Origin of the sequence: Rathayibacter sp. AY1F9 (genome assembly GCF_002932155.1) — a bacterium.
Lineage (GTDB): Bacteria > Actinomycetota > Actinomycetes > Actinomycetales > Microbacteriaceae > Rathayibacter.
Window position 1 is genome coordinate 319,990 of the sequence record NZ_PSVA01000001.1, and the last position, 24,051, is coordinate 344,040.

Sequence of the window (24,051 nt, forward strand, 5' to 3'; positions counted from 1 at the left end):
AATGGCCGGTAGCGGCGCCCCCACCACCTCCCCTCTCGACGGCGCGGGACTGCGCGTCGTCGTCATCGCGGGCACCTGGCACGAGCAGATCAGCGACGGCCTGATCGCCGGAGCGGGCCGAGCCCTCGACGAGGCCGGAGCATCCTGGTCGCTCGTGCGCGTGCCCGGCTCGTTCGAGCTGCCCGTCGCCTCGAAGGCGGCCCTGGAGGCGGGGGCCGACGCGGTCGTCGCCCTCGGCGTGATCATCCGCGGCGGCACCCCGCACTTCGAGTACGTCTCGGACGCCGCCACCTCCGGGCTCACCACCGTCTCGATCCTGACGGGCAAGCCGGTCGGCTTCGGCGTGCTCACCCTCGACACCGAGCAGCAGGGCATCGATCGCGCGGGCCTTCCCGGCTCGAAGGAGGACAAGGGGCGCGAGGCGGCCGAGGCGGCGGTCTCGACCGCTCTGCTCCTCCGCTCGCTGCGCAGCTGAACCACTGCGGGCGGCCCCCGTCCTGTGGCCGCCCGCACACGAACCTGGGAGAACACGGAGTAAAGTGGTCGGGTCGTCACGAGCGACCCCTCTCTCCTCCCCCTCGCCCCAGCGGTCCGCGACGCCCGATCGACGCCCCGCCCCGCCGGCTCAGGGGGAGTCGCCGTCCACACGGAGCCCCTCCCTCATGTCCTCTCCCGCCGTCTCCGACGCGCCAGCAGCCGCCCCGCAGAACTCCCGCGGCCGCGTCATCCTCGCCAGCCTCATCGGCACCTCGATCGAGTTCTACGACTTCTACGCCTACGCGACCGCCGCCGTCCTGGTCTTCCCGTCGCTCTTCTTCGTCAACGAGGACCCGGCCACGGCCCTCCTCGCCTCCTTCGCCGTCTTCGGCGTCGCGTTCATCGCGCGCCCGATCGGGTCGATCATCTTCGGCCACTTCGGCGACCGCGTCGGCCGCAAGGGCACCCTCGTCGCCTCACTGCTCACCATGGGCGTCGCGACCTTCCTGATCGGCTGCCTGCCCACCGCGCTCACGCCCGGCTGGGAGTTCCTCGCTCCGTTCCTGCTCGTGGTGATGCGCTTCTGCCAGGGCCTCGGCCTCGGCGGCGAGTGGTCCGGAGCCGCGCTGCTCGCGACCGAGAACGCACCGGCCGGCAAGCGCGCCATCTACGGCACCTTCCCGCAGCTGGGCGCACCGATCGGCTTCATCGTCGCCAACGTCCTGTTCCTGGTGCTCGCGAGCACGATGAGCGACGAGACGTTCGCGGCCTGGGGCTGGCGCGTGCCGTTCCTGGCGAGCGCCGTGCTCGTGATCATCGGGCTCTACGTGCGGTTCAAGCTCGTCGAGACGCCCGCGTTCCAGAAGGTCGTCGAGAAGGGCGAGGTCGCCAAGCTGCCCCTCGCCCGCGTCTTCGTCACCAGCTGGCGCCCGCTCATCCTGGGCACCTTCATCATGCTGGCGACCTACGTGCTCTTCTACCTGATGACCACGTTCACGCTGACCTACGGCACCTCACCCGTCGACGGCGCGGTTCCGGGCCTCGGCTACACGCGCAACGACTTCCTCGTCATGCTGATCGTCGGCGTGGTGTTCTTCGGGATCTTCACGCTCGTCTCCGGCCCGCTCGCGGAGCGCTTCGGCCGCCGGCGGACGCTGCTCGTGGTGACCGCGGCGATCCTCGTGTTCGGCCTGCTCTTCGTGCCCCTGTTCAGCGCCGGCTTCGCGGGCGTCATGGCCGTCCTGATCCTCGGCTTCACGCTGATGGGCCTGACCTTCGGCCCGATGGGCGCCGTCCTCCCCGAGCTGTTCCCGACCAACGTCCGCTACACCGGCTCGGCGATGGCGTACAACCTCGCGTCGATCCTCGGAGCGGCCCTCGCGCCGATCATCGCGGTCGCGCTCTGGAGGGCGGCGGGCGGCAGCACCGTGCTGGTCGGCCTCTACCTCAGCGCCGCGGCCGTGCTGACGCTGATCGCGCTCCTGCTCTCCAAGGAGACGAAGAACGCGTCGTACCACGACAACGTCTCGTAGGACTCCCTGCAGAGGACGGCCCGACGGGATCCCCCGGCGGGCCGTCCGCGTCTCCGCTCCCTCCCTGAGCACCGGGCCCGCCCTCTGGCGGCCTGCTCGCAGCGACGACGGGGCAGAATGGACGGCGATGAGCACCACCACCTCCCGGCGCGGCGGACGACGACCCTCCCGCGACGACGGACCCCGCGCCTCCTTCTCGCAGCTCGTGCCCTACCTGCTCGAGCACCGCGGCATCCTCTCGGTCGTCGTGGTCCTCAGCCTGTTCGGAGCGGCGGCGAGCCTCGGCCAGCCCCTGCTCGTCGGCCAGGTCATCACCCGGGTCCAGTCCGGTCTCGATCTCGGCCCGCTGGTGTGGGCCCTCGTCGGCCTGGTCGTGGCCTCCGGGCTGATCTCGGGCTTCGCGCACTACCTGCTCCAGCGCACCGGCGAGGGGATCGTGCTCTCGAGCCGCCGCCGCCTCGTCGCGCGGCTGCTGCGCCTCCCCATCCGGGAGTTCGACGCGCGCCGCACCGGCGACCTCGTCTCGCGCGTCGGCTCCGACTCCACGCTCCTGCGCGCGGTGCTGACCCAGGGGCTCGTCGACTCGATCGCAGGCTCCCTCGTCTTCGTCGGCGCGATCATCGCGATGGCCGTCATCGACTGGGTGCTGCTGCTGATCATCGTGGCGGTGGTGGCGGTGGCCCTCGGGCTCGCACTGACCCTCGGCCGCGGCATCCGCACCGCCAGCCGCAAGGCGCAGGAGAAGGTCGGCGATCTGGCCGCGGCCGTCGAGCGCGCCATCAGCGCCGTCCGGACGATCCGTGCCGCCGGAGCCACCGATCGCGAGATCGCGGTCGTCGATCAGCACGCGACGGAGGCGTACCGCCTCGGGATCCGCGTCGCGCACGTCTCGGCCCTCGTGGTGCCGGTGGCGGGGATCGCCATGCAGGTCGCCTTCCTCGCCGTCCTCGGCGTCGGCGGCTACCGCGTCGCGTCCGGCGCGATCGACATCGCCCAGCTGGTCTCGTTCATCCTCTTCCTCTTCATGATGGTGATGCCGCTCGGCAACTTCATCGGCGCCATCACCTCGGTGAACTCGGCGCTGGGCGCCCTCGGCCGCATCCAGGAGATCATCGATCTGCCGATCGAGGGCGACGGCGACGCCTCCGCGGGCGGCCTCGGCGCCGGCGTGGCGGAGGAGGCCATCTCCTTCGAGGACGTGGTGTTCTCCTACGAGGAGGGCGCCGTGCCCGACGCGGCGGCCGTAGCGGACGAGCGCGACCGCACCGTCCTGCGCGGCGTCTCCTTCACCGTGCCGCGCGGCAAGCGCACCGCCCTGGTCGGACCGTCGGGAGCGGGCAAGAGCACGATCCTCGCCCTCATCGAGCGGTTCTACGACCCGGAGGCCGGCGTCGTCCGACTCGGCGGCGTCGACATCACGGCCATCGACCGCGACGCGCTCCGCGCGCAGATCGGCTACGTCGAGCAGGACGCCCCCGTCCTGGCCGGCACCATCCGCGAGAACCTCGTCCTCGGCCGCCCCGACGCCGACGACGCCGACTGCCTCCGGGTGCTCGAGGCGGTGAACCTGACCGACGTGCTCGAGCGCAACCCGCTCGGCCTGCACGCGCCGGTGGGCGAGAGCGGAGTGATGCTCTCGGGCGGCGAGCGTCAGCGCCTCGCGATCGGCCGCGCGCTCCTGGCGGCCCCGCCGATCCTGCTGCTGGACGAGTCCACGTCGAGCCTCGACGGCCTCAACGAGCAGCGCCTGCGCCTGGCGATCGACGCGGTCGCCGAGAACCGGACCCTGCTGGTGATCGCGCACCGCCTGTCGACGGTGGTCGATTCCGACCGCATCGTCGTGCTGCAGAAGGGCGAGGTCGTGGGAGTCGGCACCCACTCCGAGCTCGTCGAGTCGACGCCGCTCTACCGGGACCTCGCCAAGCACCAGCTGCTCGTCTGACGGACGCCGCAGCGGCGTCTCGCGACCGCCGCTGCCTCATGCCGGTCGACCAGCCGCGCAGCGGCGTCTCGAGACGCCCGCACGTCTCGACCAGCAGCCTGCGCCCGCTCGTCCCTCAGCGCGGCGGCAGCCGCAGGGCCCCGTCGAGCCGGATGGTCTCGCCGTTGATCATGGGGTTCTCGACGATGTGCCGCACCAGGGCCGCGAACTCCTCGGGGCGTCCGAGGCGGGCCGGATGCGGCGTCGCCGAGCCGAGCGCCTCGCGGGCCCTGTCCGGCAGCCCGGCGAGCAGGGGCGTGTCGAACGTGCCCGGTGCGATCGACACCACGCGCACGAGCCGGGCCGCGAGCTCGCGCGCGAGCGGCAGGGTCATCGCCGCCACGGCTCCCTTCGACGCGGCGTAGGCCGCCTGCCCGATCTGCCCCTCGAAGGCGGCGACGGAGGCGGTCGTGACGAGGACTCCCCGCTCACCGTCGACCGGCTCCCGCTCGGCGATCGACGCCGCGGCGAGGCGCAGCACGTTGAGCGTCCCGGTCGTGTTGATCCGCAGCACCTGCTCGAACTGCTCGAGCGGCAGCGGCCCGTCGCGTCCGAGCAGCCGCCCGGGCGTGGCCACGCCCGCACAGCTCACGGCGACGCGCAGCTCCCCCGCCGCCTCCACGGCGCGCGAGACGGCGTCCGGATCGAGGACGTCCCCGGCGATCAGCTGCACGGAGGCGGGCAGACGCGCGGCCTCCACCGCGTGCGGCAGGTCGAGCACGACCACGTGCGCTCCTGCGGCGTCGAGCGCCGTCGCCGTCGCGGCTCCCAGTCCGGATGCTCCCCCCGCGATCAGCGCGGACGTCCCCTCGAGTCGCACGGTCAGCCCGCCGGAGCGGGGGTGGAGTCGGCGTCGGGCTCGTCGGTCGGCTCGCTGCCGGGCTCCCCCGTCGGATCACTGCTCGGCTCTCCGGACGCGAGCGCCTGCGCCGAGCAGTCGGTCAGGGTGGCGTCGTAGGCGTCACGGGCGCGCTGCGCCGCCAGGCGGACCTCCTCCTCCGCGAGCGGGCTCGCGAGCGGCGGCCGGTCGCTCAGGCCGTAGCGGGCGAGGCAGTCGCTGATCAGGCGGGTCATGCGCGCGCCGCTCTCGGGATCGGCTGTGCCGGTGGGCGCCGGGGCGGCGGTCGCGACGGAGCCCGAGTCGCGCACGGACCCGTCCGGCACCTCCGCGGCGGGACCGGAGCAGGCGGTGAGGCTCAGTGCGAGCGCGACTCCGACGAGCAGCGCGACGGGCGGGCGGAGCGTCGTGCGCAGGAGCATGGACGACCTCGTTCGTGACGGCTGCGGGCAGGAGTGCGGCCACGGTAGCGCAGTCGATGCTTCCGGCGAGCGCTGGGCGCGCTCTCACGCCCCAGTGGCACCCCCAACGGGGCACAGGCGCGCCTGTCAGGAGGGCTCGGCGAGCGCCCACATCGCGACCGCCGACGCCGCAGCGACGTTGAGCGAGTCGATCCCGTGCCGCATCGGGATCTGGACGGCGACATCGGCGGCGGCGAGCGCGTCGGCGGTGAGACCCTGCCCCTCGGTGCCGAGCACGAGGGCGACGCGCTCCGGAGCGCGGGCGGCGAATTCCCGCAGGGGCACCGCCTCCGGGGTCAGAGCCATCGCCGCGATCGTGAAGCCCGCTCCGTGCAGGAGCCGCTGCGTCGACGGCCAGTCGCCGACGCGTGTCCAGGGCACCTGGAGGACCGTTCCCATGCTCACGCGGATGGCGCGGCGGTAGTACGGATCGGAGCAGCGCGGCGTCACCAGCACGGCATCGGCTCCGATGGCCCCGACGGAGCGGAAGATCGCGCCGACGTTCGTCGGGTCGACCACGTCCTCGAGCACGACGACGCGGCGCGCTCCCGCGAGCAGGTCGGACGGGTCGGGCAGCACGGGCCGGTCCATCGCCGCGATCAGGCCGCGGTGCAGGGTGTACCCGGTGAGCTCGGCCAGGAGCTCACCCGGGCCCGTGAAGACGGGGACGTCGAAGCAGCCGACCAGGCGCTCGGCCTCGCCTGCCGATCCGCCGAGGGCGAGCACCGAGCGCGGCCGGTGCCCGGCGGCGAGCGCACGCTCGAGCACGAGCGCCGACTCCGCGATGTACAGGCCGTGCGGGCCGCGGGCGTTCTTCAGCGCGACGTCCGTGGCGTGGGCGTAGTCGCGCAGCCTCGGGTCGTCGAGCGCGGTGACCTCGATCCGCTCCACCGGATCAGGCGAAGGGGTCGGGGGTGAGCGTGTACTTGGTGCTGAGGTACTCGTGGATCCCCTCGAGTCCGCCCTCGCGGCCGAGGCCCGACTGCTTCACCCCGCCGAAGGGCGCCGCCGCGTTCGACACCACGCCGACGTTGAGGCCCATCATCCCGGTGGCGAGCCGCTCGATCATCCGCTGACCGCGGGCGAGGTCGCGCGTGAAGACGTAGGACACCAGTCCGTACTCGGTGTCGTTGGCGAGCTCGACGGCGTCGTCCTCGTCGGTGAACGGCACGATCGCGAGCACCGGGCCGAAGATCTCCGTGCGCAGGATCTCGCTCTCCCGGTCGACCCCCGCGAGCACGGTCGGCCGGTAGAAGTGGCCGGCCCCCTCGATCCGATCGCCGCCGGTGAGCAGGCGCGCGCCGCGGGAGACGGCGTCCTCCACCAGCGCGGACGCCTTCTCGACCGCGCGCTCGTCGATCAGCGGGCCGATGGTCACCCCGTCCTCGGTGCCGCGGCCGACGCGCAGAGCGCGCACGCGCTCCACGATCCGCGCGGCGAACTCCTCGGCGATCGACTCGTGCACGAAGAAGCGGTTGGCGGCCGTGCAGGCCTGGCCGATGTTGCGGAACTTCGCGAGCATCGCGCCCTCGACCGCCCGGTCGAGGTCGGCGTCCTCGAACACGACGAAGGGCGCGTTGCCGCCCAGCTCCATCGAGGTCCGCAGCACGTTCTCGGACGCCTGCTGCAGCAGCGTGCGCCCGACGGGAGTGGAGCCGGTGAAGGACACCTTCCGCAGGCGGGGATCCGACAGGATCGGAGCCGACACGGCTCCCGCCGAGGACGTGGTGACCACGTTAAGTACGCCGTCGGGGAGCCCCGCCTCGGCGAGCAGCGCCGCGAAGGCGAGCGTGGTGAGCGGAGTGAGCTCGGCCGGCTTCACGACGACGGTGCAGCCCGCCGCCAGCGCCGGAGCGATCTTCCGCGTCGCCATCGCGAGCGGGAAGTTCCAGGGGGTGATCAGGTAGCAGGGGCCCACCGGGTGCTGCGAGACGATCATCCGGCCGCTGCCCTCGGGCGAGACACCGTAGCGTCCGCTGATGCGCACCGCCTCCTCGCTGAACCAGCGGAGGAACTCGCCGCCGTACACGACCTCGCCCCTCGCCTCCGCGACCGGCTTGCCCATCTCGAGCGCCATCAGGAGCGCGAACTCCTCGGTGCGCTCCTGCAGGAGGTCGAACGCCCGCCGGAGGATCTCGCCCCGCTTCCGCGGCGCCGTCGCGGCCCACGACGGACCGGCGGCGACGGCGGCGTCGAGCGCCCGGACCCCGTCCTCCGGAGTCGCGTCGGCGATCGAGACCAGGACCGCTCCGGTGGCCGGGTCCTCGACGTCGATCGAGCCGCCGCCGGAGGCGTCCACCCACTCACCGCCGATCAGCAGCTGCGTGGGGATGCGGGCGAGCAGAGCGGTCTCGGCGGCGCGGGACGCGACGGAATCAGTCACAGGAGGGAACCACTTCTTCGGATCGGAGCGCGCAGACCGCGCCGGGAGGAGCTTCTCGTCCTCCCAGTGTAGGACGGGCGATCGCTCCGGGGGCGGGGTCGCCGGGAGCCGCGAGGACCTGCGCCTCCGTGAGCCCTGTGGAGGGACGAGCCCTCAGACGGACCGCTCGACGCGGACTCCCGCCTCCGTCAGCTCGCGCAGCGCCGCGGCACTCGCCTCCTCGGAGACGCCTGCGACCAGGTCCTGGAGCACGCGGACCTCGAGCCCCGCCCGTCGCGCGTCGAGCGCCGAGGCGCGCACGCAGTGGTCGGTCGCGAGTCCCACGACGTCGAGCGCAGTGACGCCCCGCTCCGCGAGCACGGCGCCGAGCTCCTCGCCCGCCTCCGTCGTGCCCTCGAAGGCCGAGTAGGAGGGGCGGCCCTGCCCCTTGAGGATCTGCACGTCGATCAGAGCGGTGTCCAGGGCCGGGTGGAACCGCGCGCCGTCCGTGCCGGCGACGCAGTGGACGGGCCAACTGTCGACGAAGTCCGGCTCCACCGCGAAGTGGCCGCCGTTGTCGGAATCGCCCTCGTGCCAGTCGCGGGAGGCCAGCACCGCGGAGTAGCGGTCGGCGTGCGCCGCCAGATGCTCGGTGATTCCCCGGGCGACGGCCGCGCCGCCTGTGACGGCGAGCGCGCCGCCCTCGGTGAAGTCGTTCTGCACGTCGACGATCAGGAGTGCGGTGGTCATCGTGGGCCTTCCGGGAGGAGGTGGCGAGGAGGAGCGGGAGGTCGACCCGCCCGGGTCAGGAGTCGGAGAGCGAGGATCCGCAGCGGTAGACGCCCGTCACGAGAGTGTCGATCGCGGTCTTCGCCGAGTCGGAGACGTCGCCGAGAGCGTAGACCGCGAAGGTCAGCTCGGTGCCGTCCGCCGCGGTGACCACGCCGGCCAGGGTGTAGCCGGTGTCGATCCAGCCCGTCTTCGCCCGCACCGCGCCGTCGGCCGCGGCGTTGTCGCCGGCGAAGCGGTCGGAGTATGAGAGCGAGCCCGTCCGGCCCGACACCGGCAGGCCGTCCAGGAGGATCCCCAGCTGCCCCTCGCGGGCCTGCACCTTCCGGAGCAGCTCGGTGAAGTACGCCGGCGCGACCGCGTTGTCGTCGCTCAGGCCGGAGCCGTCGACGATCGCGATCCCGGACGTGTCGACACCGTAACCGGCGAGCCCCTGCAGCACACCGGCCTGCTCGGCAGCGAAGTCGCTGCCCGCGCCGGTGCGGATCGCGACGAGCCGCGCGAGCATCTCGGCGATCGCATTGTCGGAGACGAGCAGCATCTGCTGCACGAGCGTGCCGACCGGGGCCGACTCGACCGAGCCGAGAACCGCGGCGCCCGCGGGAGCGGTCCCGGTGGAGACCACGGGCGAGCCGTCCAGCTCGTCGGCGAACGCCTCTCCGGCCCGGCCGACCGGATCCGTGCCGCGCTCGGAGGTCGAGGCCGTGGGGTCCTCGCGATCGCCGTCCACCTGGAGCGCCGTGATCTCGGGCATGTAGCCGTCGACCTGCTCCTTGCGGTTCCAGCTCGGCTGCCAGGTCTCGCCCGAGTACAGGGAGGAGTCGAGCACCAGCGACGTGATCGGCGTCCCGGCGGTGGAGGGGTCGGCCTCCCAGGCGCTCTCGACCTGCGCCGCGAGATCGTCGAGGTGGGCCGCTCCGGCGTAGGTCGACTCCCGGCCGGTCGGGAGCCGGGTCAAGGTGAGGTCTCCCCCGCCGACGAGGACGACGCTTCCGGGCTCGCTCCCGCGGACCACGGTGGTGGCGATGCGCGTGTCCGGGCCGAGGACCGCGAGCGCCGACGCGGCCGTGAGGATCTTGAGGGCGGAGGCGGTGCGGGACGCGGTCCCGCCCCCGCGGTCGAACAGGACCTCGCCCGTCGCGGCGTCGACCACACGCGCCTGCATCGAGCCCAGGCGCGGGTCGGCGGCGAGCCCCGCCACCGAGCAGGTGCGGAGCGCCTCGGCCGCCGCTTCGGCGGTGGGCCGCGCCGTGGCCGTCGGCGTCGGTGCGGGAGTCGCGGTGGCGGTCGGGGTCGAGGCGACGGGCAGCGCCCCGGGCTCCGCGGCGCTGCCGAGGGCCGTCCCCACGCCGAAGGCGCCGCCACCGAGCACGGCGGCCACGAGCACCGCGGCGACCACGAGAGTGCGGCGACGGCGGGGAGGAGGCGTGTCGGTCATCCGCAACAGGGTAGCGACGCGAGTTCGACGCGACCTGGACGCCGCGGATGAGGCCGGGAACTCGCGGATCCGGCCGGGACGTCGCGGATGACGGGAGAGGGAGCCGCCTGTGGGAATCGAACCCACGACCTTCTCATTACGAGTGAGACGCTCTGCCGACTGAGCTAAGGCGGCGTGCACGCGGGGCCTGAGCCCCGGACACGATTACACAGCATAGCCTGCTCGCGCCCCCGGGCGTGAATCAGGACGGCGCGGTCGAGCAGAGGCTCCGCGACGGCGGCGGCGACCGCCGCGCTCGGCTCAGGCGAGCGCGCCGCGGAGCTCCTCGAAGGAGCGGGCGATGCGTCCGGGCAGGGCCTCCCGGCCGTCGTGATCGACCCAGGCCGCCCAGGCGTGGCGGACGGCGGCGAGCCCGAGGAGCGTCAGCATCCGCGCCCGGCTGCGCACCCGCTCCGCGTCGTCGTCCTCCTGGCCGAGACGCTCGGCGACGAGCCCCTCGACCGCGAGCTCGAACTCGCGCATGCCCGCGATCTTCAGACCGACCAGATGCGGGTGCTCGCGGAAGAGCGCGCGGCGGAGGACGTGCAGCTCCCGATCCTCCTCGAGCGGCTCCTCCATCGCGGCGACGAAGACCCGCTGCAGGTCCTCGAGCACGGCGCCCCGGCCCGCGACGAACGCCGCCGCCGTCTCGTCGGCGATGACCGGGAGCCCGCCGACCAGCGCGTCCTCCTTCGAGGCGAAGTAGTTGAAGAAGGTGCGCGTGGAGACGTCGGCGGCGCGCGAGACGTCGTCGATGGTCACCCGCTCCGGCCCGCGCTCGCTCGCCAGGCGGAGGACGGCGATCTCGATCGCCCGCCGCGTGGCCAGGCGCTTGCGCTCGCGGAGCCCGGGCTGCTGCTCGCGGGACCGCTCCTGCTCGGTCAGCACTGCGGATCCACCTCCGGGACGGTCCCCTCGAGCAGGTACGCGTCGACCGCGTCGTTCACGCAGGACGTCGACTTGTTGTAGGCCGTGTGGCCCTCGCCGTCGTAGGTGACCAGGTGACCGGCGGAGAGCTCGCCCGCGAGCGCCTGCGCCCATACGTAGGGCGTCGCGGGATCGTTCGTGGTGCCCACGACCAGGATGGGCGCCGAGCCCTCCGCGGTGATCGGCTCGCGGGAGCCCTCGAACGCCGCCGGCCACTCGCTGCAGAGGATGTCGCCGTAGGCCATGTAGCGGCCGATCGTCGGCGCGGCCTGCTCGAGAGCGGCCTCGTCGGCGCGCATCGAGGCGGTGTCGGCGTCGTAGGAGTAGTCGACGCAGTTGATCGCGAGGAACGCCTCGGTGGTGTTGTCCGCGTACCGGCCGTCCGCGTCGCGCCCGTTGTAGGCGTCCGCGTACTGGAACGCGACCGCGGGGTCGCCCCGGCGGACGCCGGCCAGCATCTCGCTCAGCGCTCCCCACGCCGTGGCGTCGTAGAGCGGGTAGACGATCGCGGTGAACAGCGTGCTCGCGCCGAGCTCACGGCCGTCGGCGGCCCGGATCGGCGAGGCGTCCACGTCCTCGAGCATGCGCTTCAGCTGGGCCATCCCCGCGTCGACAGTGCCGGTGAACGGGCAGTCGTCCGAGCGGAGGCAGTCGGAGAGGTAGGCGCGCAGTGCGCTCTCGAACCCCTTCGCCTGCTCGCGCACCACGTCGAACGAGGTGGCCGCCGGGTCGATCGCGCCGTCGAGGACGAGGCGGCCGACCCGGTCCGGGAACAGCCCGGCGTAGGTCGCTCCGAGGAACGTGCCGTAGGAGTAGCCGAGGTAGTGCAGCGTCTCGTCGCCGAGCGCCGCGCGCAGCACGTCGAGATCACGGGCGGCGCTCGGGGTGCCGACCTCGGGCAGCAGCGGCCCGCTACGCTCCTCGCAAGCGGCGGCGAACGCGGCAGCGGTCGTGCGCTGCGCCTGGATCCACTCGTCGCTGCCCCGCTCCCCCGGCGTGATGTCGTAGAGGTAGGAGTCGAGCCCCGCGGCGTCGAGGCAGGAGACCGCGGTGGAGGCGCCCACCCCGCGCGGATCGAAGCCGACGACGTCGTACCGGGCGGCGAGCGCGGAGTCGACCGCGTAGTCGGCGCTGTCGCGGACGAAGTCGACGCCCGACGCTCCCGGTCCGCCCGGATTCACGAGCAGGGACCCGATCGCCGGGCCCTTCGTCGCGGGTCGGCGCACCAGAGCGATCGACGCGATCTCCCCCGAGGGGTCGTCCCAGTCGAGCGGGACGGTCGCGTCGGTGCAGAGAGCGCCGTCGCCGCAGTCGTCCCAGACCAGCACCTGCGAGTAGTAGCGCTCCAGGGAGTCGTCGACGGTCTGCGGATAGGGGGTGGAGGTCCGGTCGACGCTCGGGCCGGGCGCGAAGCAGCCGGTCAGGAGGGACGCGGCCGCGACGAGCGCGACGACGACGGCCGAACGGCGCCCCCGCCTCACGCGGCCACCGGACGGCGCGCCGCGACGACGAGCAGCGCCTCGAGAGCGAGGACCGGGGAGACGTTCGCGTCGATCCGCTGCCGGGCGGTCGCGATCGCGTCGAGGACGGCGAGCGTGCGGTCGGGCGGAGTCGCGTCGGCGAGCGCGGTCATCTCGGTCCGGACCTCCTCGTTGATGACGCCTCCGGGCGCTCCGAGCTGGAGGCGCACCACGTCGCGGTAGAGGGAGAGCAGGTCGACGAGGATCCGGTCGAGGCCGTCGCGGAGGCTCCGCGTCGCGCGTCGCTTCTGGTCCTCCTCGAGCGCCCGCAGCTGCGAGCGGAGCTGCGCGGGCACGGTGCCCCCGGGCTCGACGCCGAGCGAGCGCAGCGCCTGCTGCCGCTCGGCCTCGTCGCGCTCGAGGGTGATCGCCTTGGCGTCCTCGGTCGCGACCTCGATCATCCGCGCCGCGCCGAGCACCGCGTCCGAGACGCCGCGGAGGCGCAGGGCGATGCGGAGCGTCTCCTCGCGCCGCTCGCGCGCGTTCGCGTCGGTCGCCAGGCGGTGCGCCATCCCGATGTGGCTCTGAGCCTGGCGGGCGGCGCGCTCGGCGGTCTCGGGGTCGACCCCGTCGCGGCGCTCGAGGAGACCGGCGACGTCCTCGACACTCGGCACGCGGAGCCGCACGGAGCGGACGCGGGAGCGGATGGTGGGGAGCAGATCGGCCTCGCTCGGGGCGCACAGGATCCAGACAGTGCGCTCCGGCGGCTCTTCGAGCGCCTTCAGCAGCACGTTGGACGTGCGCTCGCTCATCCGGTCGGCGTCCTCGATGACCATGACGCGGTAGCGCGACACCGAGGGCGAGTACTGCGAGCTGCTGACCAGCCGCCGCACCTCGTCGATCGAGATGATCACGCGCTCGGTGGTCAGCACGGCGAGGTCGGGATGGGAGCGGGCGGCGACCTGGCGGCAGTCGGGGCACTCCCCGCAGCCGCCGTGGCGGCAGAGCAGTGCGGAGGCGAACGCGTAGGCGAGGTTCGAGCGGCCGGACCCGGGAGGGCCGGTGATGAGCCAGGAGTGCGTCATCGACGACGACTCCCGGCCACGGTCGTCCCGGGGCGTCGAGGCGTCCTGCAGGGCGCCGATGGCGTGCTCCTGCCCGACGAGCTGGCTCCAGACGGTCATGCAACCAGGCTAACCGCGAGCACCGACAGCCGACGCGCCGTCGAGGAGGACGGCGACCCGCTCCCGCACCGCGGCCGCGATCTCCTCGACGGGGAGAGCGGCGTCCACGACGAGGAAGCGCTCGGCGTCCGTCTCGGCGATCGCCAGGAACGCCTCGCGCACGCGCCCGTGGAACTCCGCCTTCTCGGCCTCCAGCCGGTCGAAGCGGGTGCGGGCCGCGTCGAGCCGGCCCCGCGCGACGGCGGGGTCGAGGTCGAGCAGGACGGTGAGGTCTGGCCTCAGGTCGTGGGTGGCCCACTCCGAGAGCCGCCGGACCTCGACGGCGTCGAGGACCCGCCCGGCTCCCTGGTAGGCGACGGAGGAGTCGATGTAGCGGTCCTGCACGACGACCTCTCCGCGCTCGAGCGCCGGTCGCACGAGCGTGCCGATGTGCTGGGCGCGGTCCGCCGCGTAGAGCAGGGCCTCGGCACGCGGGTCGATCTCGCCGCGGTGGTGCAGAACGATCTCGCGGATCTGCAGGCCCACCTCGGTGCCTCCGGGCTCGCGGGTGCGGACGACGGTCTCGCCCCGCGTGCCCAGCCACTCCTCGAGCAGCCGGGCCTGCGTGGTCTTGCCCGCGCCGTCCCCGCCCTCGAGGGTGACGAACAGCCCGGTCACGACTCCGTCGCGTCCGACGTCTCGGCGGCGGCCGCCGCGGCCGCGCGGCTGGCGGCGGTGGCGCGGGGCGCGGCGGGCTTCTTCGCTGCGGTCGTCTTCTTGGCGGCCGCCGTCGTCTTCGCCGCGGTCGTCTTGGCCGCCGTGGTCTTGGCCGCCGTGGTCTTGGCCGCGGGCTTCCTGGCCGGCGCGCGCTTGGCCGGAGCCTTCTTGGCCGGGCCCTTCGCGCGCTTGTCGGCGAGCATCTGGACCGCCTGCTCGAAGTCGATCTCCTCGATCGTCAGGCCCTTGGAGATCGTGACGTTGGTCTCGCCGTCGGTCACGTAGGCGCCGAAGCGTCCGTCGCGGATCCGGATCGGCTTGCCGCTGACGGGGTCCGCCTCGAACTCCTTCAGCGCGCTCGACGCGCGTCGCGCCCCGTACTTCGGCTGGGCGAAGATCTCGAGCGCCGTCGGCAGGTCGACCTCGAAGATCTGGTCCTCGCTGGTGAGCGACCGGCTGTCGGTGCCCTTCTTGATGTACGGGCCGTACCGGCCGTTCTGAGCCGTGATCGGCTCGCCGCTCTCGGGGTCGTCACCGACCGTGCGCGGCAGGTCGAGCAGGCGCAGCGCCGTCGCCAGGTCGATCGACGCGACGTCCATGGATTTGAAGAGGGAGGAGGTGCGCGGCTTCACGACAGCGGGCTTCTTCGCGCCGCGCTTCGCGGGCACGGGCTCGACGACCTCCCCGGTGGCGGGATCCGCCGCGGTCTCCGGCTCCGGATCGACCTCGGTCACGTAGGGGCCGAAGCGCCCGTCCTTGACGACGACGGTCTTGCCCGAGTCGGGGTTGCTTCCCAGCACGCGGTCGGTCTGCACCGGGGCGTCGACGAGCTCCTGCGCCTTGGCGGGCGTGAGCTCGTCGGGAGCCAGCTCGAGCGGCAGGTTGACGCGACGCGGCGTCTCCTGCCCCTCCTCCTGGGCCACCTCGAGGTAGGGGCCGTACTTGCCGATGCGCAGGGTGATGTCGTCGGTGATCCGGACGGAGTTGATGCTCTTCGCATCGATCTCGCCGAGGTTGTCCACGACGTGTCGGAGCCCGGGGTGCGTGCCTCCGCCGAAGTAGAAGCGGTTGAGCCAGGCGACGCGGTCCTCCTCGCCGCCGGCGATGCGGTCGAGGTCGCCCTCCATCTCGGCGGTGAAGTCGTACTCCACCAGGTCGGAGAAGAAGTCCTCGAGCAGCCGGACCACCGAGAAGGCGATCCAGTTGGGCACGAGGGCGGTGCCGCGCGGAGTGACGTAGCCGCGGTCGACGATGGTGGAGATGATCGACGCGTAGGTGGAGGGCCGGCCGATGCCGAGCTCCTCGAGCGCCTTGACCAGGCTCGCCTCCGTGTAGCGCGGGGGCGGCGAGGTCTCGTGGCCCTTGGCCTCGACCGCGGCGACGACCAGGCTCTGGCCGACCTCGAGCACCGGCAGCTTGGCGTCCTTCTCGTCGCGGGCGCCGTGACGCTCCTCGTCGCGCCCCTCCTCGTAGGCGAGGAGGAATCCGCGGAAGGTGATGACGGTTCCGGAGGCGGTGAACTCGGCGGTCTTCGCGACGTCGCCGGCCGGCTCGGCGAGCAGCGTCACGGTGGCGGTCGAGCCCTTGGCGTCGGCCATCTGCGAGGCGACGGTGCGCTTCCAGATGAGCTCGTAGAGGCGGAGGTCGTTGCCGCGGAGGGTGCCCGAGAGCTGGTCCGGGGTGCGGAAGGTCTCGCCCGCTGGCCGGATGGCCTCGTGCGCCTCCTGCGCGTTCTTGTTCTTGCCGGAGTACAGCCGGGGCTTGTCCGGGACGGTCTCGGCTCCGTAGAGGGACGCGGCCTGAGTGCGTGCGGCGTTCAGCGCCTGCTGCGAGAGCCCGGGCGAGTCGGTCCTCATGTAGGTGATGAAGCCGTTCTCGTAGAGCGACTGCGCGACGCTCATCGTCTGGCGCGCCGAGAAGCGGAGCTTGCGCGCCGCCTCCTGCTGGAGCGTGGACGTGGTGAACGGGGCGGCGGGGCGGCGCGAGTACGGCTTGGACTCGAGGTTCGAGACCCGGACCGTGGTGGCGGGGTCGCGCAGCGCCTCGGCGAGGGCACCGGCGGTGGACTCGTCGAGGACGGTGACGTCGCCCTTCAGCTGACCGCGGTCGTCGAAGTCGCGGCCGCTTCCGATCCGCTTGCCGTCGAGCCGGGCCAGGCGGGCGTCGAAGCCCGCCGCGGCGTCCGACTCGGGCGCCAGCACGGTGGCGAGGTCCCAGTAGCTCGCCGACACGAACGCCAGGCGCTCCCGCTCGCGGTCGACCACCAGGCGGGTCGCGGCCGACTGCACCCGGCCGGCCGAGAGCCCGGGGCCGACCTTGCGCCACAGCACGGGCGAGATCTCGTAGCCGTAGAGGCGGTCGAGGATGCGGCGGGTCTCCTGGGCGTCGACCAGGGAGGTGTCGATGTCCCGGGTGTTGTCGCGCGCCTTCTGGATCGCGTCCTTCGTGATCTCGTGGAAGACCATGCGGTGCACGGGGACCTTGGGCTTGAGCTCCTCGAGGAGGTGCCACGCGATGGCCTCGCCCTCGCGGTCCTCATCAGTGGCGAGGTAGAGCTCGTCGGCGTTCTTCAGCGCGCGCTTGAGGTCGGCGACCGTCTTCTTCTTCTGGTCGGACACGACGTAATAGGGCTCGAAGCCGTTGTCGACGTCGACGGAGAACTTGCCCAGCGGGCCCTTCTTCAGCTCCGGGGGGAGGTTCTTCGGCTCGATGAGATCGCGGATGTGCCCGACGGAGGCGAGCACCTCGTAGCCGTCGCCCAGGTACTGGGCGATGGTCTTGGCTTTCGCCGGCGACTCGACGATCACCAGCTTCTTCGTGCCGGACACAGTTCTCCTCGATTGGTGCTGTCGGGTCGGACGACCAGTGGTCCGACGTCCCCTGCTGCGGGGAGACGGTGCGCGGCGACGTGGTGCGGGGAACGGCGACGCGTCCCCATCGGCGGGGGCGCCCGACAGGCACACCATACACACTGACCCCGGACGTGCTGCCCCCTCCCGAGGACACGGGGACCTCGGGAGGACGCTGGACACGGCCTCGGAGCCGCCTGCCCGGCCTGCCGTCGACGGGGGTGACGCGCGGCGCCGATCGGCGCATGATGAGGCATGGCAACGACGCACACCACCACGACCTCCGCCTACACGGCCAAGCTCCTCGACGGACCGCTGGAGGGCAAGACCCTCCGCCGGGGATACGGCGACGATCAGGCCCCCGCCGCACGCCTCGAGATCCCCGGGGCGAGGGCGGGCTCCCGCTACATCTACCTCCTCGCCGGCGGCCTCGAGCACGACGAGGGCGCGGGCGCCCTGCCGACCGCCGCCGCGTACCGGTACCAGCGACTCTCCTCCGACTGACGCGCTCCCGCGGCGTCGTCCGGACCTCGGTCCGGACGACGCCCGCTGCTGCCCCCGCCCTCAGGGCGGCGGGCCGGCCCTCGACCGCGCCGTGAGGGAGAGCGGACCCGCGGTGACGGCCGCCTCCGTTCTCGCGACGCCGCCGTCGACGTCGCAGAGGACGAGCTCGGCGCCGTTCGCGCGGGCTACGGCGGCGGCACGTCCGCACGGATCCCCGGCCAGCAGGCCGGAGGCGACGTCGGCCGCTGCCAGGGACGAGGCGTCCGCGGCGGCGACCGCTCGCTGGTGCCCGACGACTCCTGCGCAGCCGGCGAGGACGGCGGCCGTCACCAGGATCGTGCCCGCGACGACTCCGATCGCCACGACCGCGGCCGATCCCTCCTCCCGGTCGCGGACAGCCCCGGGGAGCCGGCGGATCATCCGCCCCCGCCCAGCGCGCAGGACCGGACCGAGACCGGGAGCGAGACCGCCGGGAGCGGGCGCAGCCGGGCCGCGACGTCGACGCAGACCAGTCCGTCCTGCTCCCCCGCCGTGAGCGACGCCCCCGTCACCCGGGCGAGCGGCGCGCGGGGGTCGTCGCCCCGGGCCGCGGACCGGGCCGCGTCGGCGGCCGCGTCGACGAGCCGGACGTACTGCGCCGAGGCCGCTACCGACCCCAGGCACAGCGCCAGCACCGCGACCACCGCCGGGAGCACGAGCGCGAGCTCGGCAGTGGCCGAGCCCTCCTCCTGGACGAGCCGCCCGCGCAGCAGCGGAAGGCCTCTCATCCCGCCGCGGTGAGCGCGCGGGTCACCAGGTCGGTCAGGATGCTCCGCACCTCGTCGCCCTTGAGGATGACCACCAGCAGCCCGGCGAAACCGACTGCGGCCATCGTCGCGATCGCGTACTCCGCCGTCGCCGACCCCTCCTCGTCGCCCAGAGCGCCGAGACCTCCCCACCCGGGTCGGCGCCACTCGACGCGCCCCGCGGAGACGTCGATGCCCGTTCCTCCGCCGGACGCCGCACCTCCGCCGCTCCTCGAGCCCCGGCTCGTTCCGGGCACACCACTTCCCGCATCCCTGCTCCTACCGAGTCCTCGACTCCGGGAGCCTCCCCCGCCGCTGATCGCCGTGTCACTTCTCATCCGTCCTGCTCCGTTCCGCCCCGCTCCGTGCCCCTCCTCCGAGGATCGCTGACTCCCGATCCCACCGATCGACCCTCCGGCCGATCCGTGGAGACGCCTCCCGATCCCGCCCCTGTGGAGGAGCGGTCGACCGCGTCACGCCGCCACCGAGAACGTCGAGAGCAGCACCGAGACGACCATCGGAGCCACTCCGAGCAGCAGGAACGCCGGCAGCACGCAGATCCCGAGCGGCAGCATCAGGGTCACGCCGAGCCGAGCGGCTCGCTCCCGCGCCCCGGAGGACGCCCGTGCCCGGACCAGAGCCGCCTCGCTCCGGAGCAGGCGTCCGGCCGGCACACCCGCCGCCGCGGAGAGGGCGAGCACCGGGTCCGCGTCGGAGAGCACGCGCTCGCCCGAGTCGAGCCCGCACTCGGCGAGCGCCGCCACGACCCGGGCGCGCGACGACTCGATCGAGCCGCCACCGGCCAGCGCCACCGAGAGGAGGTCGAGCGCGAGCCCGGGCGCCGGATCGGCCGGGGCCGCGCTTCGGACGAGGCGCCGCGCCCACGCGTGCGCGGCCGCCATCAACCCGGCTCCCCCGACCAGGCAGACCGCACCGGGCACCGTCCCGAGGAGCACGCCGACCACGTCGAAGCCCAGCAGTGCCCCCAGACCCAGCGCCGCCAGCGGCAGCGCGCTCACGACCCTCCCGGTGGCGGAGGGACCGGCCAGAGCCACCTCGATGTCCCGGCGGGCGCGCGCCAGCTCGCGCAGGGACTCCGCCAGCTCGCCGAGAGCGGCGGCGACCGGCGCGCCGGAGTCGGCGGCCACCCGCCACGCGGCGGCCAGCGCTGCCCACGCGGTCGCCTCACCGGTGTCCGGCGCTCGCCGTCGCGGCCGCTTCCGCTCCGAGCCGCTCCGCCGCGAAACCGGCGTCCCGCGCAGCAGCGCCTCCGTCACGTCGCCCCCGCGGCCGGCCTCCTCCGACACCGCCCGGAGCAGTCGCCGCCGCCGCGCGTCCCCGCTGTCCGCCCCCTCCGCCCCCGCGAGATGCCCGAGGGCCGACGCGGGAGCCACTCCCGCCGCGAGGAGGACGGCCAGTCGGTGCACGACGGCCGCGACCTCGTCCAGCCCGTCGCGGCCCGTCACGCGCTCGACCTCGAGGCGCTCGGGAGCGACCCGTCCTCGACCCTCAGGCGGCCGGCCGCGTCGAGCGCGAACGTCCCGAATGCCGCCAGCCGCCGCCGCCCGTCGCGGCGCTCGAGGTGGAGCACCAGGTCGATCGCGCTGACCGTCTGGCGGGCGATCGCCTCGGGCCCGAGTCCCGCGAGGACCCCGAGCGCCTCGAGACGCGCGGGCACGTCCTCGAGGGAGTTCGCGTGGAGGGTCCCCGCACCGCCGTCGTGCCCGGTGTTCAGCGCGGACAGCAGCTCGCGCAGCTCGACGCCGCGGCACTCGCCGAGGACCAGGCGGTCCGGACGCATCCGCAGCGCCTCCCGCACGAGCCGGTCCAGGCCCACGGCACCGGCGCCCTCGAGGTTGGGCTGCCGCGCCTCGAGCGAGACGACGTGCGGGTGCGCCGGCCGGAGCTCGCCGACGTCCTCGATGGCCACGATCCGCTCGGTCGGCGCCGCGCACCCGAGCAGGGCGCCGAGCAGGGTGGTCTTGCCTGATCCACCGGCTCCCGTGATCAGCAGGTTCCACCGCTCGCGGACCGCCCGGCGCAGAAGCCGCACTCCGTCGTCGTCCAGCATCCCGGCCGCCTGCAGCTCCCCGAGCGTCCAGGAGTCCGACCGCGGCACCCGCACCGACACGAGCGCTCCCCCGGTCGCCACCGGCGGCAGCACGACGTGCACGCGGACCCCGTGGCGGAGCCTGACGTCCACGCACGGGCTCGCCTCGTCGACGTGCCGTCCACCGGCCGCGACCAGCGCGACGGCCAGCCGCCGTGCTCCGGCGGCGTCGAGCGTCCACTCCGGAACCCGCTCCGCACCACCGCCCCGGTCGATCCAGAGGCCCGCGCCGCCGTTCACGAAGAGGTCGGTCACCGCGGGATCCGCGGCGTGCGGCGCGAGCAGCCCGAGACCGGCGGCGGCGGGCCGCACCGGCAGCGGGTCGCGGCGGTGCTCGGCGGGGACGAGGGGGACGAAGTCGCGGGTCATCCCGGCACGCTAGGAGCCCGTTCCGCGCGCCGGGGCGCTCCCTGCCCGGTCGGAGGAGAGACGCCCGCGTCGGCGCCTGTGGAGGAACGACCCGGGCCGGACGCGCGCGCAGGGGCGGCCCGGGGCTCTCGGCAGGGAGCCGCTCCGAGGAGGGGCCCCACGGCGCAGAGAAGCCCAGTCGACGACGAGACGTCCCGGCAACGCGGAAACGCCCCCGCGAGCAGGACTCGAGCGGGGGCGTCCCTCCGCCGGATCCGGCGGGAAGAAGGGGGCGGCACCCATTGGGGGGAACAGGTGCCGCCTCGGCGGCGCTGGATTGGGGGGAATCACTTGCGCCGCTGGGCCGAAGTTCATTCGGCCGTATGCAACTGTAGGGGACGGATCGCGATTCGCCAAGCCCGGATCCTGTTCTCTGCGGACTCTTATCCGACACCCGCCCCGCACCCAGCTTGCGGCGCTCGGCGATCCGCGCTGGAGGCGGGCGCTACGGTGGTGCGACGCCGACCGCGCGGGCCGGCGAACGTCTCACTCGCGAAGGAGCGAATCGCAGATGTCCACTCCCCCCGACGCCCCGGCCGCCGACCGGAACGCCATCGACAACCTCCTCCACGAGACCCGCCGGTTCCCGCCGCCGGCCGATCTCGCCGCCGGAGCGGTCGCGACCGCCGCGCTCTACGACGAGGCCGCGGCCGACCGCCTCGCCTTCTGGGCCGACCGGAGCCGCGAGCTCCTGCACTGGCACCGGCCGTTCACGCGCACCCTCGACTGGAGCGAGCCCCCGTTCGCGAAGTGGTTCGACGACGGTGAGCTGAACGTGGCCTACAACTGCCTCGACCGCCACGTCCTGGCCGGCCACGGCGACCGCGTCGCCCTGCACTGGGAGGGCGAGCCCGGCGACTCCCGCTCGATCACCTACGCCGAGCTCACCGCCGAGGTGAAGCGCGCCGCGAACCTGCTCACGAGCCTCGGCGTCCGCGCCGGCGACCGCGTCGCGATCTACCTGCCCATGATCCCGGAGGCGGTCATCGCGATGCTGGCCGTCGCCCGGCTGGGGGCGGTCCACTCCGTCGTCTTCGGCGGCTTCAGCGCCGAGAGCCTGCGCGCGCGCATCGACGACGCGGAGGCGACACTCGTCATCACCGCCGACGGCGGCTGGCGCAAGGGCGCCGTCTCGCCCCTGAAGCCGGCGGTCGACGCCGCGCTCGCCCTCGGCGGCGAGTCCAGCGTCCAGCACGTCCTGGTCGTGCGCCGCGGAGGCAACGAGGTCGCCTGGCACGAGGGGCGCGACCTCTGGTGGCACGAGGAGATCGTGACGGTCGACGCCGACCACGTCGCCAAGCCGTTCCCCGCCGAGCAGCCCCTCTTCATCCTCTACACGAGCGGCACGACCGGGAAGCCCAAGGGCATCCTGCACACCAGCGGCGGGTACCTCACCCAGGTCGCCTTCACGCACCGCGCGGTCTTCGACCTGCACCCCGAGTCGGACGTCTACTGGTCGACCGCGGACGTGGGCTGGATCACCGGGCACAGCTACGTCGTCTACGGCCCGCTCGCCAACGGCGCCACCCAGGTGATGTACGAGGGCACTCCCGACAGCCCGCATCCCGGCCGCTGGTGGGAGATCGTCGAGAAGCACGGCGTGACGATCCTCTACGCGGCTCCCACGGCGATCCGCTCCTTCATGAAGCTCGGCCGGCAGATCCCGCAGCGCTTCGACCTCTCGAGCCTGCGCCTGCTCGGATCGGTCGGCGAGCCGATCAACCCGGAGGCGTGGGTCTGGTACCGCGACGTCATCGGCGGCGGCCGCACCCCCATCGTCGACACGTGGTGGCAGACCGAGACCGGCGCGATGATGGTGTCCCCCCTGCCCGGGGTGACGACTCTCAAGCCCGGGTCCGCGCAGGTCGCTCTGCCGGGGATCTCGATCGACGTGGTCGACGACGCCGGGACGCCGGTCGGCGCCGACGAGGGCGGACTGCTCGTGATCACCGAGCCCTGGCCGGCGATGCTGCGCGGCATCTGGGGCGACCCGGAGCGCTACGTCGAGACCTACTGGTCGAAGTTCGGCGACCGCTACTTCGCGGGTGACGGAGCGCGTCGCGACCAGGACGGCGACCTCTGGCTCCTGGGGCGCGTGGACGACGTGATGAACGTCTCCGGCCACCGCCTCTCGACCGCCGAGATCGAGTCGGCCCTCGTCTCCCACCCGGTCGTCGCCGAGGCGGCCGTCGTGGGAGCCGCGGACGAGACCACCGGCCAGGCCGTGGTCGCGTTCGTGATCGCGAAGGCGAGCCAGGCCGAGGCGCTGGCCCACGGACACGACGAGCTCGAGGCCACCCTGAAGGCGCACGTCGCCGAGCACATCGGCGCGATCGCCCGCCCGAAGCGGATCTTCGTGGTGCAGGAGCTGCCCAAGACCCGCTCGGGGAAGATCATGCGCCGGCTGCTGCGCGACGTTGCGGAGGGACGCGCCGTGGGCGACACGACGACGCTCGCGGACACGCAGGTGATGGCGGTGATCTCCTCCGCGATCGCCGCGGACTGACCGGGCACCGCACGCCCCCTCCCGCCGCGTGGGCAGGAGGGGGCGGTGCGTCAGTCGAAGGCGACGATCAGCTCGACCTCGACGGGAGCGCCGAGGGGCAGCTCCGCCACCCCGACGGCCGAGCGCGCGTGACGGCCGGGCTCGCCGAACACGTCGCCGAGCAGCTCCGAGGCGCCGTTGATCACGCCGGGCTGCCCGGTGAAGCCGGAGGCGGACGCGACGAAGCCGGTGAGCTTCACGATCCGCGTCACCCGGTCGAGCGATCCGATCGCGTCGGCGACGGCCGCGAGCGCGTTGAGGGCGCAGGTGCGGGCCAGGTCCTTCGCCTGCTCGGGCGACACCTCGTCGCCGACCTTGCCGACCAGCGGCAGAGCGCCGTCGACGAAGGGGATCTGCCCGGCCGTGTAGACGAGGCCGCCGTGCACGACGGCGGGGACGTAGGCGCCGGCGGGGACCGCCACGGCGGGCAGCTCGACGCCGAGCTCCGCGAGGCGCTCGGCGATCACGCGCCGGCCTCGGCGACGGGGCGCTTGAGGTACGCGACGAGGCCGCCCTCGGGACCGGTCACGATCTGGACCAGCTCCCAGCCCTCGGATCCCCAGGTGTTCAGGATCGCCGTGGTGTTGTGGATCATCAGCGGGGTGGTGATGTACTCCCAGCGCGGGACGGACATGGCTCTCCTCGGGTGCGGCCGGTGCGGGACGA

The 24,051-nt window shown here is 73.5% G+C and carries 23 protein-coding genes and 1 tRNA gene; 5 read left to right on the forward strand and 19 right to left on the reverse strand.

Features of this window, described 5'->3' with window-relative positions:
• The first annotated feature begins 1 nt into the window (after nucleotide 1).
• The 3 genes from ribH (at nucleotide 2) to C5C37_RS01485 (ending at nucleotide 3,951) form a co-directional block, all read left to right on the forward strand.
• Entirely contained in the window at nucleotides 2-475 is a 474-nt protein-coding gene (gene ribH, locus C5C37_RS01475) for a 6,7-dimethyl-8-ribityllumazine synthase (RefSeq protein WP_104222223.1), read from the forward strand.
• A gap of 187 nt (nucleotides 476-662) precedes the next feature.
• A complete protein-coding gene (locus C5C37_RS01480; RefSeq protein ID WP_104222221.1) occupies nucleotides 663-2,009 on the forward strand; it encodes an MFS transporter in 1,347 nt (448 codons plus the stop codon).
• A 127-nt stretch (nucleotides 2,010-2,136) separates the two neighbouring features.
• Complete coding sequence (locus C5C37_RS01485; RefSeq protein ID WP_104233721.1) at nucleotides 2,137-3,951, forward strand: ABC transporter ATP-binding protein; 1,815 nt, start codon at nucleotides 2,137-2,139, stop codon at nucleotides 3,949-3,951.
• 115 nt (nucleotides 3,952-4,066) lie between these two features.
• On the opposite strand, the gene C5C37_RS01490 is transcribed toward C5C37_RS01485, so the two are convergent.
• The 12 genes from C5C37_RS01490 to topA form a co-directional block, all read right to left on the reverse strand.
• Nucleotides 4,067-4,810, reverse strand: coding sequence for an SDR family NAD(P)-dependent oxidoreductase (locus C5C37_RS01490; RefSeq protein ID WP_104247335.1), 744 nt, complete (start codon nucleotides 4,808-4,810; stop codon nucleotides 4,067-4,069).
• A 2-nt stretch (nucleotides 4,811-4,812) separates the two neighbouring features.
• Nucleotides 4,813-5,250: a hypothetical protein gene (locus C5C37_RS01495; RefSeq protein WP_104233723.1), complete on the reverse strand. Its 438-nt coding sequence runs from the start codon at nucleotides 5,248-5,250 to the stop codon at nucleotides 4,813-4,815.
• A gap of 126 nt (nucleotides 5,251-5,376) precedes the next feature.
• Entirely contained in the window at nucleotides 5,377-6,180 is an 804-nt protein-coding gene (locus tag C5C37_RS01500) for an RNA methyltransferase (protein ID WP_104338303.1), read from the reverse strand.
• Nucleotides 6,181-6,184: 4 nt separating this feature from the next.
• Nucleotides 6,185-7,672, reverse strand: coding sequence for an NAD-dependent succinate-semialdehyde dehydrogenase (locus C5C37_RS01505; RefSeq protein WP_104260349.1), 1,488 nt, complete (start codon nucleotides 7,670-7,672; stop codon nucleotides 6,185-6,187).
• A 153-nt stretch (nucleotides 7,673-7,825) separates the two neighbouring features.
• On the reverse strand, nucleotides 7,826-8,401 hold the full coding sequence (locus C5C37_RS01510; protein WP_104262888.1) for an isochorismatase family protein: 576 nt from the start codon (nucleotides 8,399-8,401) through the stop codon (nucleotides 7,826-7,828).
• A gap of 55 nt (nucleotides 8,402-8,456) precedes the next feature.
• On the reverse strand, nucleotides 8,457-9,878 hold the full coding sequence (dacB, locus tag C5C37_RS01515; protein ID WP_104309684.1) for a D-alanyl-D-alanine carboxypeptidase/D-alanyl-D-alanine-endopeptidase: 1,422 nt from the start codon (nucleotides 9,876-9,878) through the stop codon (nucleotides 8,457-8,459).
• A gap of 101 nt (nucleotides 9,879-9,979) precedes the next feature.
• Nucleotides 9,980-10,052 (reverse strand) — tRNA-Thr (locus C5C37_RS01520).
• Between the two features lie 126 nt (nucleotides 10,053-10,178).
• The gene (locus C5C37_RS17315; RefSeq protein ID WP_181027157.1) at nucleotides 10,179-10,805 is read right to left on the reverse strand and encodes a TetR/AcrR family transcriptional regulator; all 627 of its coding nucleotides are present in this window, start codon (nucleotides 10,803-10,805) and stop codon (nucleotides 10,179-10,181) included.
• Nucleotides 10,799-12,325: an alpha/beta hydrolase gene (locus tag C5C37_RS01530; RefSeq protein WP_104338304.1), complete on the reverse strand. Its 1,527-nt coding sequence runs from the start codon at nucleotides 12,323-12,325 to the stop codon at nucleotides 10,799-10,801. The genes C5C37_RS17315 and C5C37_RS01530 overlap by 7 nt, the downstream gene beginning before the upstream one ends.
• Complete coding sequence (locus C5C37_RS01535) at nucleotides 12,322-13,488, reverse strand: DNA polymerase III subunit delta' (RefSeq protein WP_104222203.1); 1,167 nt, start codon at nucleotides 13,486-13,488, stop codon at nucleotides 12,322-12,324. Before C5C37_RS01535 ends, C5C37_RS01530 begins: the two co-directional genes overlap by 4 nt.
• 9 nt (nucleotides 13,489-13,497) lie before the next feature.
• Entirely contained in the window at nucleotides 13,498-14,145 is a 648-nt protein-coding gene (gene tmk, locus C5C37_RS01540) for a dTMP kinase (protein WP_104267511.1), read from the reverse strand.
• Complete coding sequence (gene topA / locus C5C37_RS01545) at nucleotides 14,142-17,012, reverse strand: type I DNA topoisomerase (protein WP_104338305.1); 2,871 nt, start codon at nucleotides 17,010-17,012, stop codon at nucleotides 14,142-14,144. The genes tmk and topA overlap by 4 nt, the downstream gene beginning before the upstream one ends.
• A 276-nt stretch (nucleotides 17,013-17,288) precedes the next feature.
• On the opposite strand from topA, the gene C5C37_RS01550 reads away from it, so the two are divergent.
• Complete coding sequence (locus C5C37_RS01550; protein WP_104222197.1) at nucleotides 17,289-17,537, forward strand: hypothetical protein; 249 nt, start codon at nucleotides 17,289-17,291, stop codon at nucleotides 17,535-17,537.
• Nucleotides 17,538-17,597: 60 nt separating this feature from the next.
• On the opposite strand, the gene C5C37_RS01555 is transcribed toward C5C37_RS01550, so the two are convergent.
• The 5 genes from C5C37_RS01555 to C5C37_RS01575 form a co-directional block, all read right to left on the reverse strand.
• Nucleotides 17,598-17,957: an Rv3654c family TadE-like protein gene (locus C5C37_RS01555; protein ID WP_104272867.1), complete on the reverse strand. Its 360-nt coding sequence runs from the start codon at nucleotides 17,955-17,957 to the stop codon at nucleotides 17,598-17,600.
• Nucleotides 17,954-18,304, reverse strand: coding sequence for a TadE family type IV pilus minor pilin (locus C5C37_RS01560; RefSeq protein ID WP_104222193.1), 351 nt, complete (start codon nucleotides 18,302-18,304; stop codon nucleotides 17,954-17,956). The genes C5C37_RS01555 and C5C37_RS01560 overlap by 4 nt, the downstream gene beginning before the upstream one ends.
• Complete coding sequence (locus C5C37_RS01565) at nucleotides 18,301-18,579, reverse strand: DUF4244 domain-containing protein (RefSeq protein ID WP_244229600.1); 279 nt, start codon at nucleotides 18,577-18,579, stop codon at nucleotides 18,301-18,303. The genes C5C37_RS01560 and C5C37_RS01565 overlap by 4 nt, the downstream gene beginning before the upstream one ends.
• A 216-nt stretch (nucleotides 18,580-18,795) precedes the next feature.
• On the reverse strand, nucleotides 18,796-19,788 hold the full coding sequence (locus C5C37_RS01570; RefSeq protein WP_104338307.1) for a type II secretion system F family protein: 993 nt from the start codon (nucleotides 19,786-19,788) through the stop codon (nucleotides 18,796-18,798).
• Nucleotides 19,785-20,801 carry a TadA family conjugal transfer-associated ATPase gene (locus tag C5C37_RS01575; protein WP_104262896.1) on the reverse strand — a complete coding sequence of 339 codons (1,017 nt, stop codon included), beginning with the start codon at nucleotides 20,799-20,801 and terminating at the stop codon, nucleotides 19,785-19,787. Before C5C37_RS01575 ends, C5C37_RS01570 begins: the two co-directional genes overlap by 4 nt.
• 550 nt (nucleotides 20,802-21,351) lie before the next feature.
• Between C5C37_RS01575 and acs the strand changes: the two genes are divergently transcribed.
• On the forward strand, nucleotides 21,352-23,346 hold the full coding sequence (acs, locus tag C5C37_RS01580; RefSeq protein ID WP_104262897.1) for an acetate--CoA ligase: 1,995 nt from the start codon (nucleotides 21,352-21,354) through the stop codon (nucleotides 23,344-23,346).
• Nucleotides 23,347-23,396: 50 nt separating this feature from the next.
• On the opposite strand, the gene C5C37_RS01585 is transcribed toward acs, so the two are convergent.
• Nucleotides 23,397-23,852 (reverse strand): RidA family protein, encoded by a 456-nt coding sequence (locus tag C5C37_RS01585; protein ID WP_219813481.1) that lies wholly within the window; start codon nucleotides 23,850-23,852, stop codon nucleotides 23,397-23,399.
• Nucleotides 23,849-24,019, reverse strand: coding sequence for a hypothetical protein (locus C5C37_RS17320; RefSeq protein WP_164861113.1), 171 nt, complete (start codon nucleotides 24,017-24,019; stop codon nucleotides 23,849-23,851). The genes C5C37_RS01585 and C5C37_RS17320 overlap by 4 nt, the downstream gene beginning before the upstream one ends.
• Between the last annotated feature and the right edge of the window lie 32 nt (nucleotides 24,020-24,051).

Excerpts from the sequence above, each read along its gene's own strand:
- ribH (WP_104222223.1), top strand. The coding sequence starts at position 2 with ATGGCCGGTAGCGGCGCCCCCACCACCTCCCCTCTCGACGGCGCGGGA.
- C5C37_RS01480 (WP_104222221.1), top strand. The coding sequence starts at position 663 with ATGTCCTCTCCCGCCGTCTCCGACGCGCCAGCAGCCGCCCCGCAGAAC.
- C5C37_RS01485 (WP_104233721.1), top strand. The coding sequence starts at position 2,137 with ATGAGCACCACCACCTCCCGGCGCGGCGGACGACGACCCTCCCGCGAC.
- C5C37_RS01495 (WP_104233723.1), bottom strand. The coding sequence starts at position 5,250 with ATGCTCCTGCGCACGACGCTCCGCCCGCCCGTCGCGCTGCTCGTCGGA.
- C5C37_RS01510 (WP_104262888.1), bottom strand. The coding sequence starts at position 8,401 with ATGACCACCGCACTCCTGATCGTCGACGTGCAGAACGACTTCACCGAG.
- dacB (WP_104309684.1), bottom strand. The coding sequence starts at position 9,878 with ATGACCGACACGCCTCCTCCCCGCCGTCGCCGCACTCTCGTGGTCGCC.
- C5C37_RS01535 (WP_104222203.1), bottom strand. The coding sequence starts at position 13,488 with ATGACCGTCTGGAGCCAGCTCGTCGGGCAGGAGCACGCCATCGGCGCC.
- C5C37_RS01550 (WP_104222197.1), top strand. The coding sequence starts at position 17,289 with ATGGCAACGACGCACACCACCACGACCTCCGCCTACACGGCCAAGCTC.
- C5C37_RS01555 (WP_104272867.1), bottom strand. The coding sequence starts at position 17,957 with ATGATCCGCCGGCTCCCCGGGGCTGTCCGCGACCGGGAGGAGGGATCG.
- C5C37_RS01560 (WP_104222193.1), bottom strand. The coding sequence starts at position 18,304 with ATGAGAGGCCTTCCGCTGCTGCGCGGGCGGCTCGTCCAGGAGGAGGGC.
- C5C37_RS01575 (WP_104262896.1), bottom strand. The coding sequence starts at position 20,801 with ATGACCCGCGACTTCGTCCCCCTCGTCCCCGCCGAGCACCGCCGCGAC.
- acs (WP_104262897.1), top strand. The coding sequence starts at position 21,352 with ATGTCCACTCCCCCCGACGCCCCGGCCGCCGACCGGAACGCCATCGAC.
- C5C37_RS17320 (WP_164861113.1), bottom strand. The coding sequence starts at position 24,019 with ATGTCCGTCCCGCGCTGGGAGTACATCACCACCCCGCTGATGATCCAC.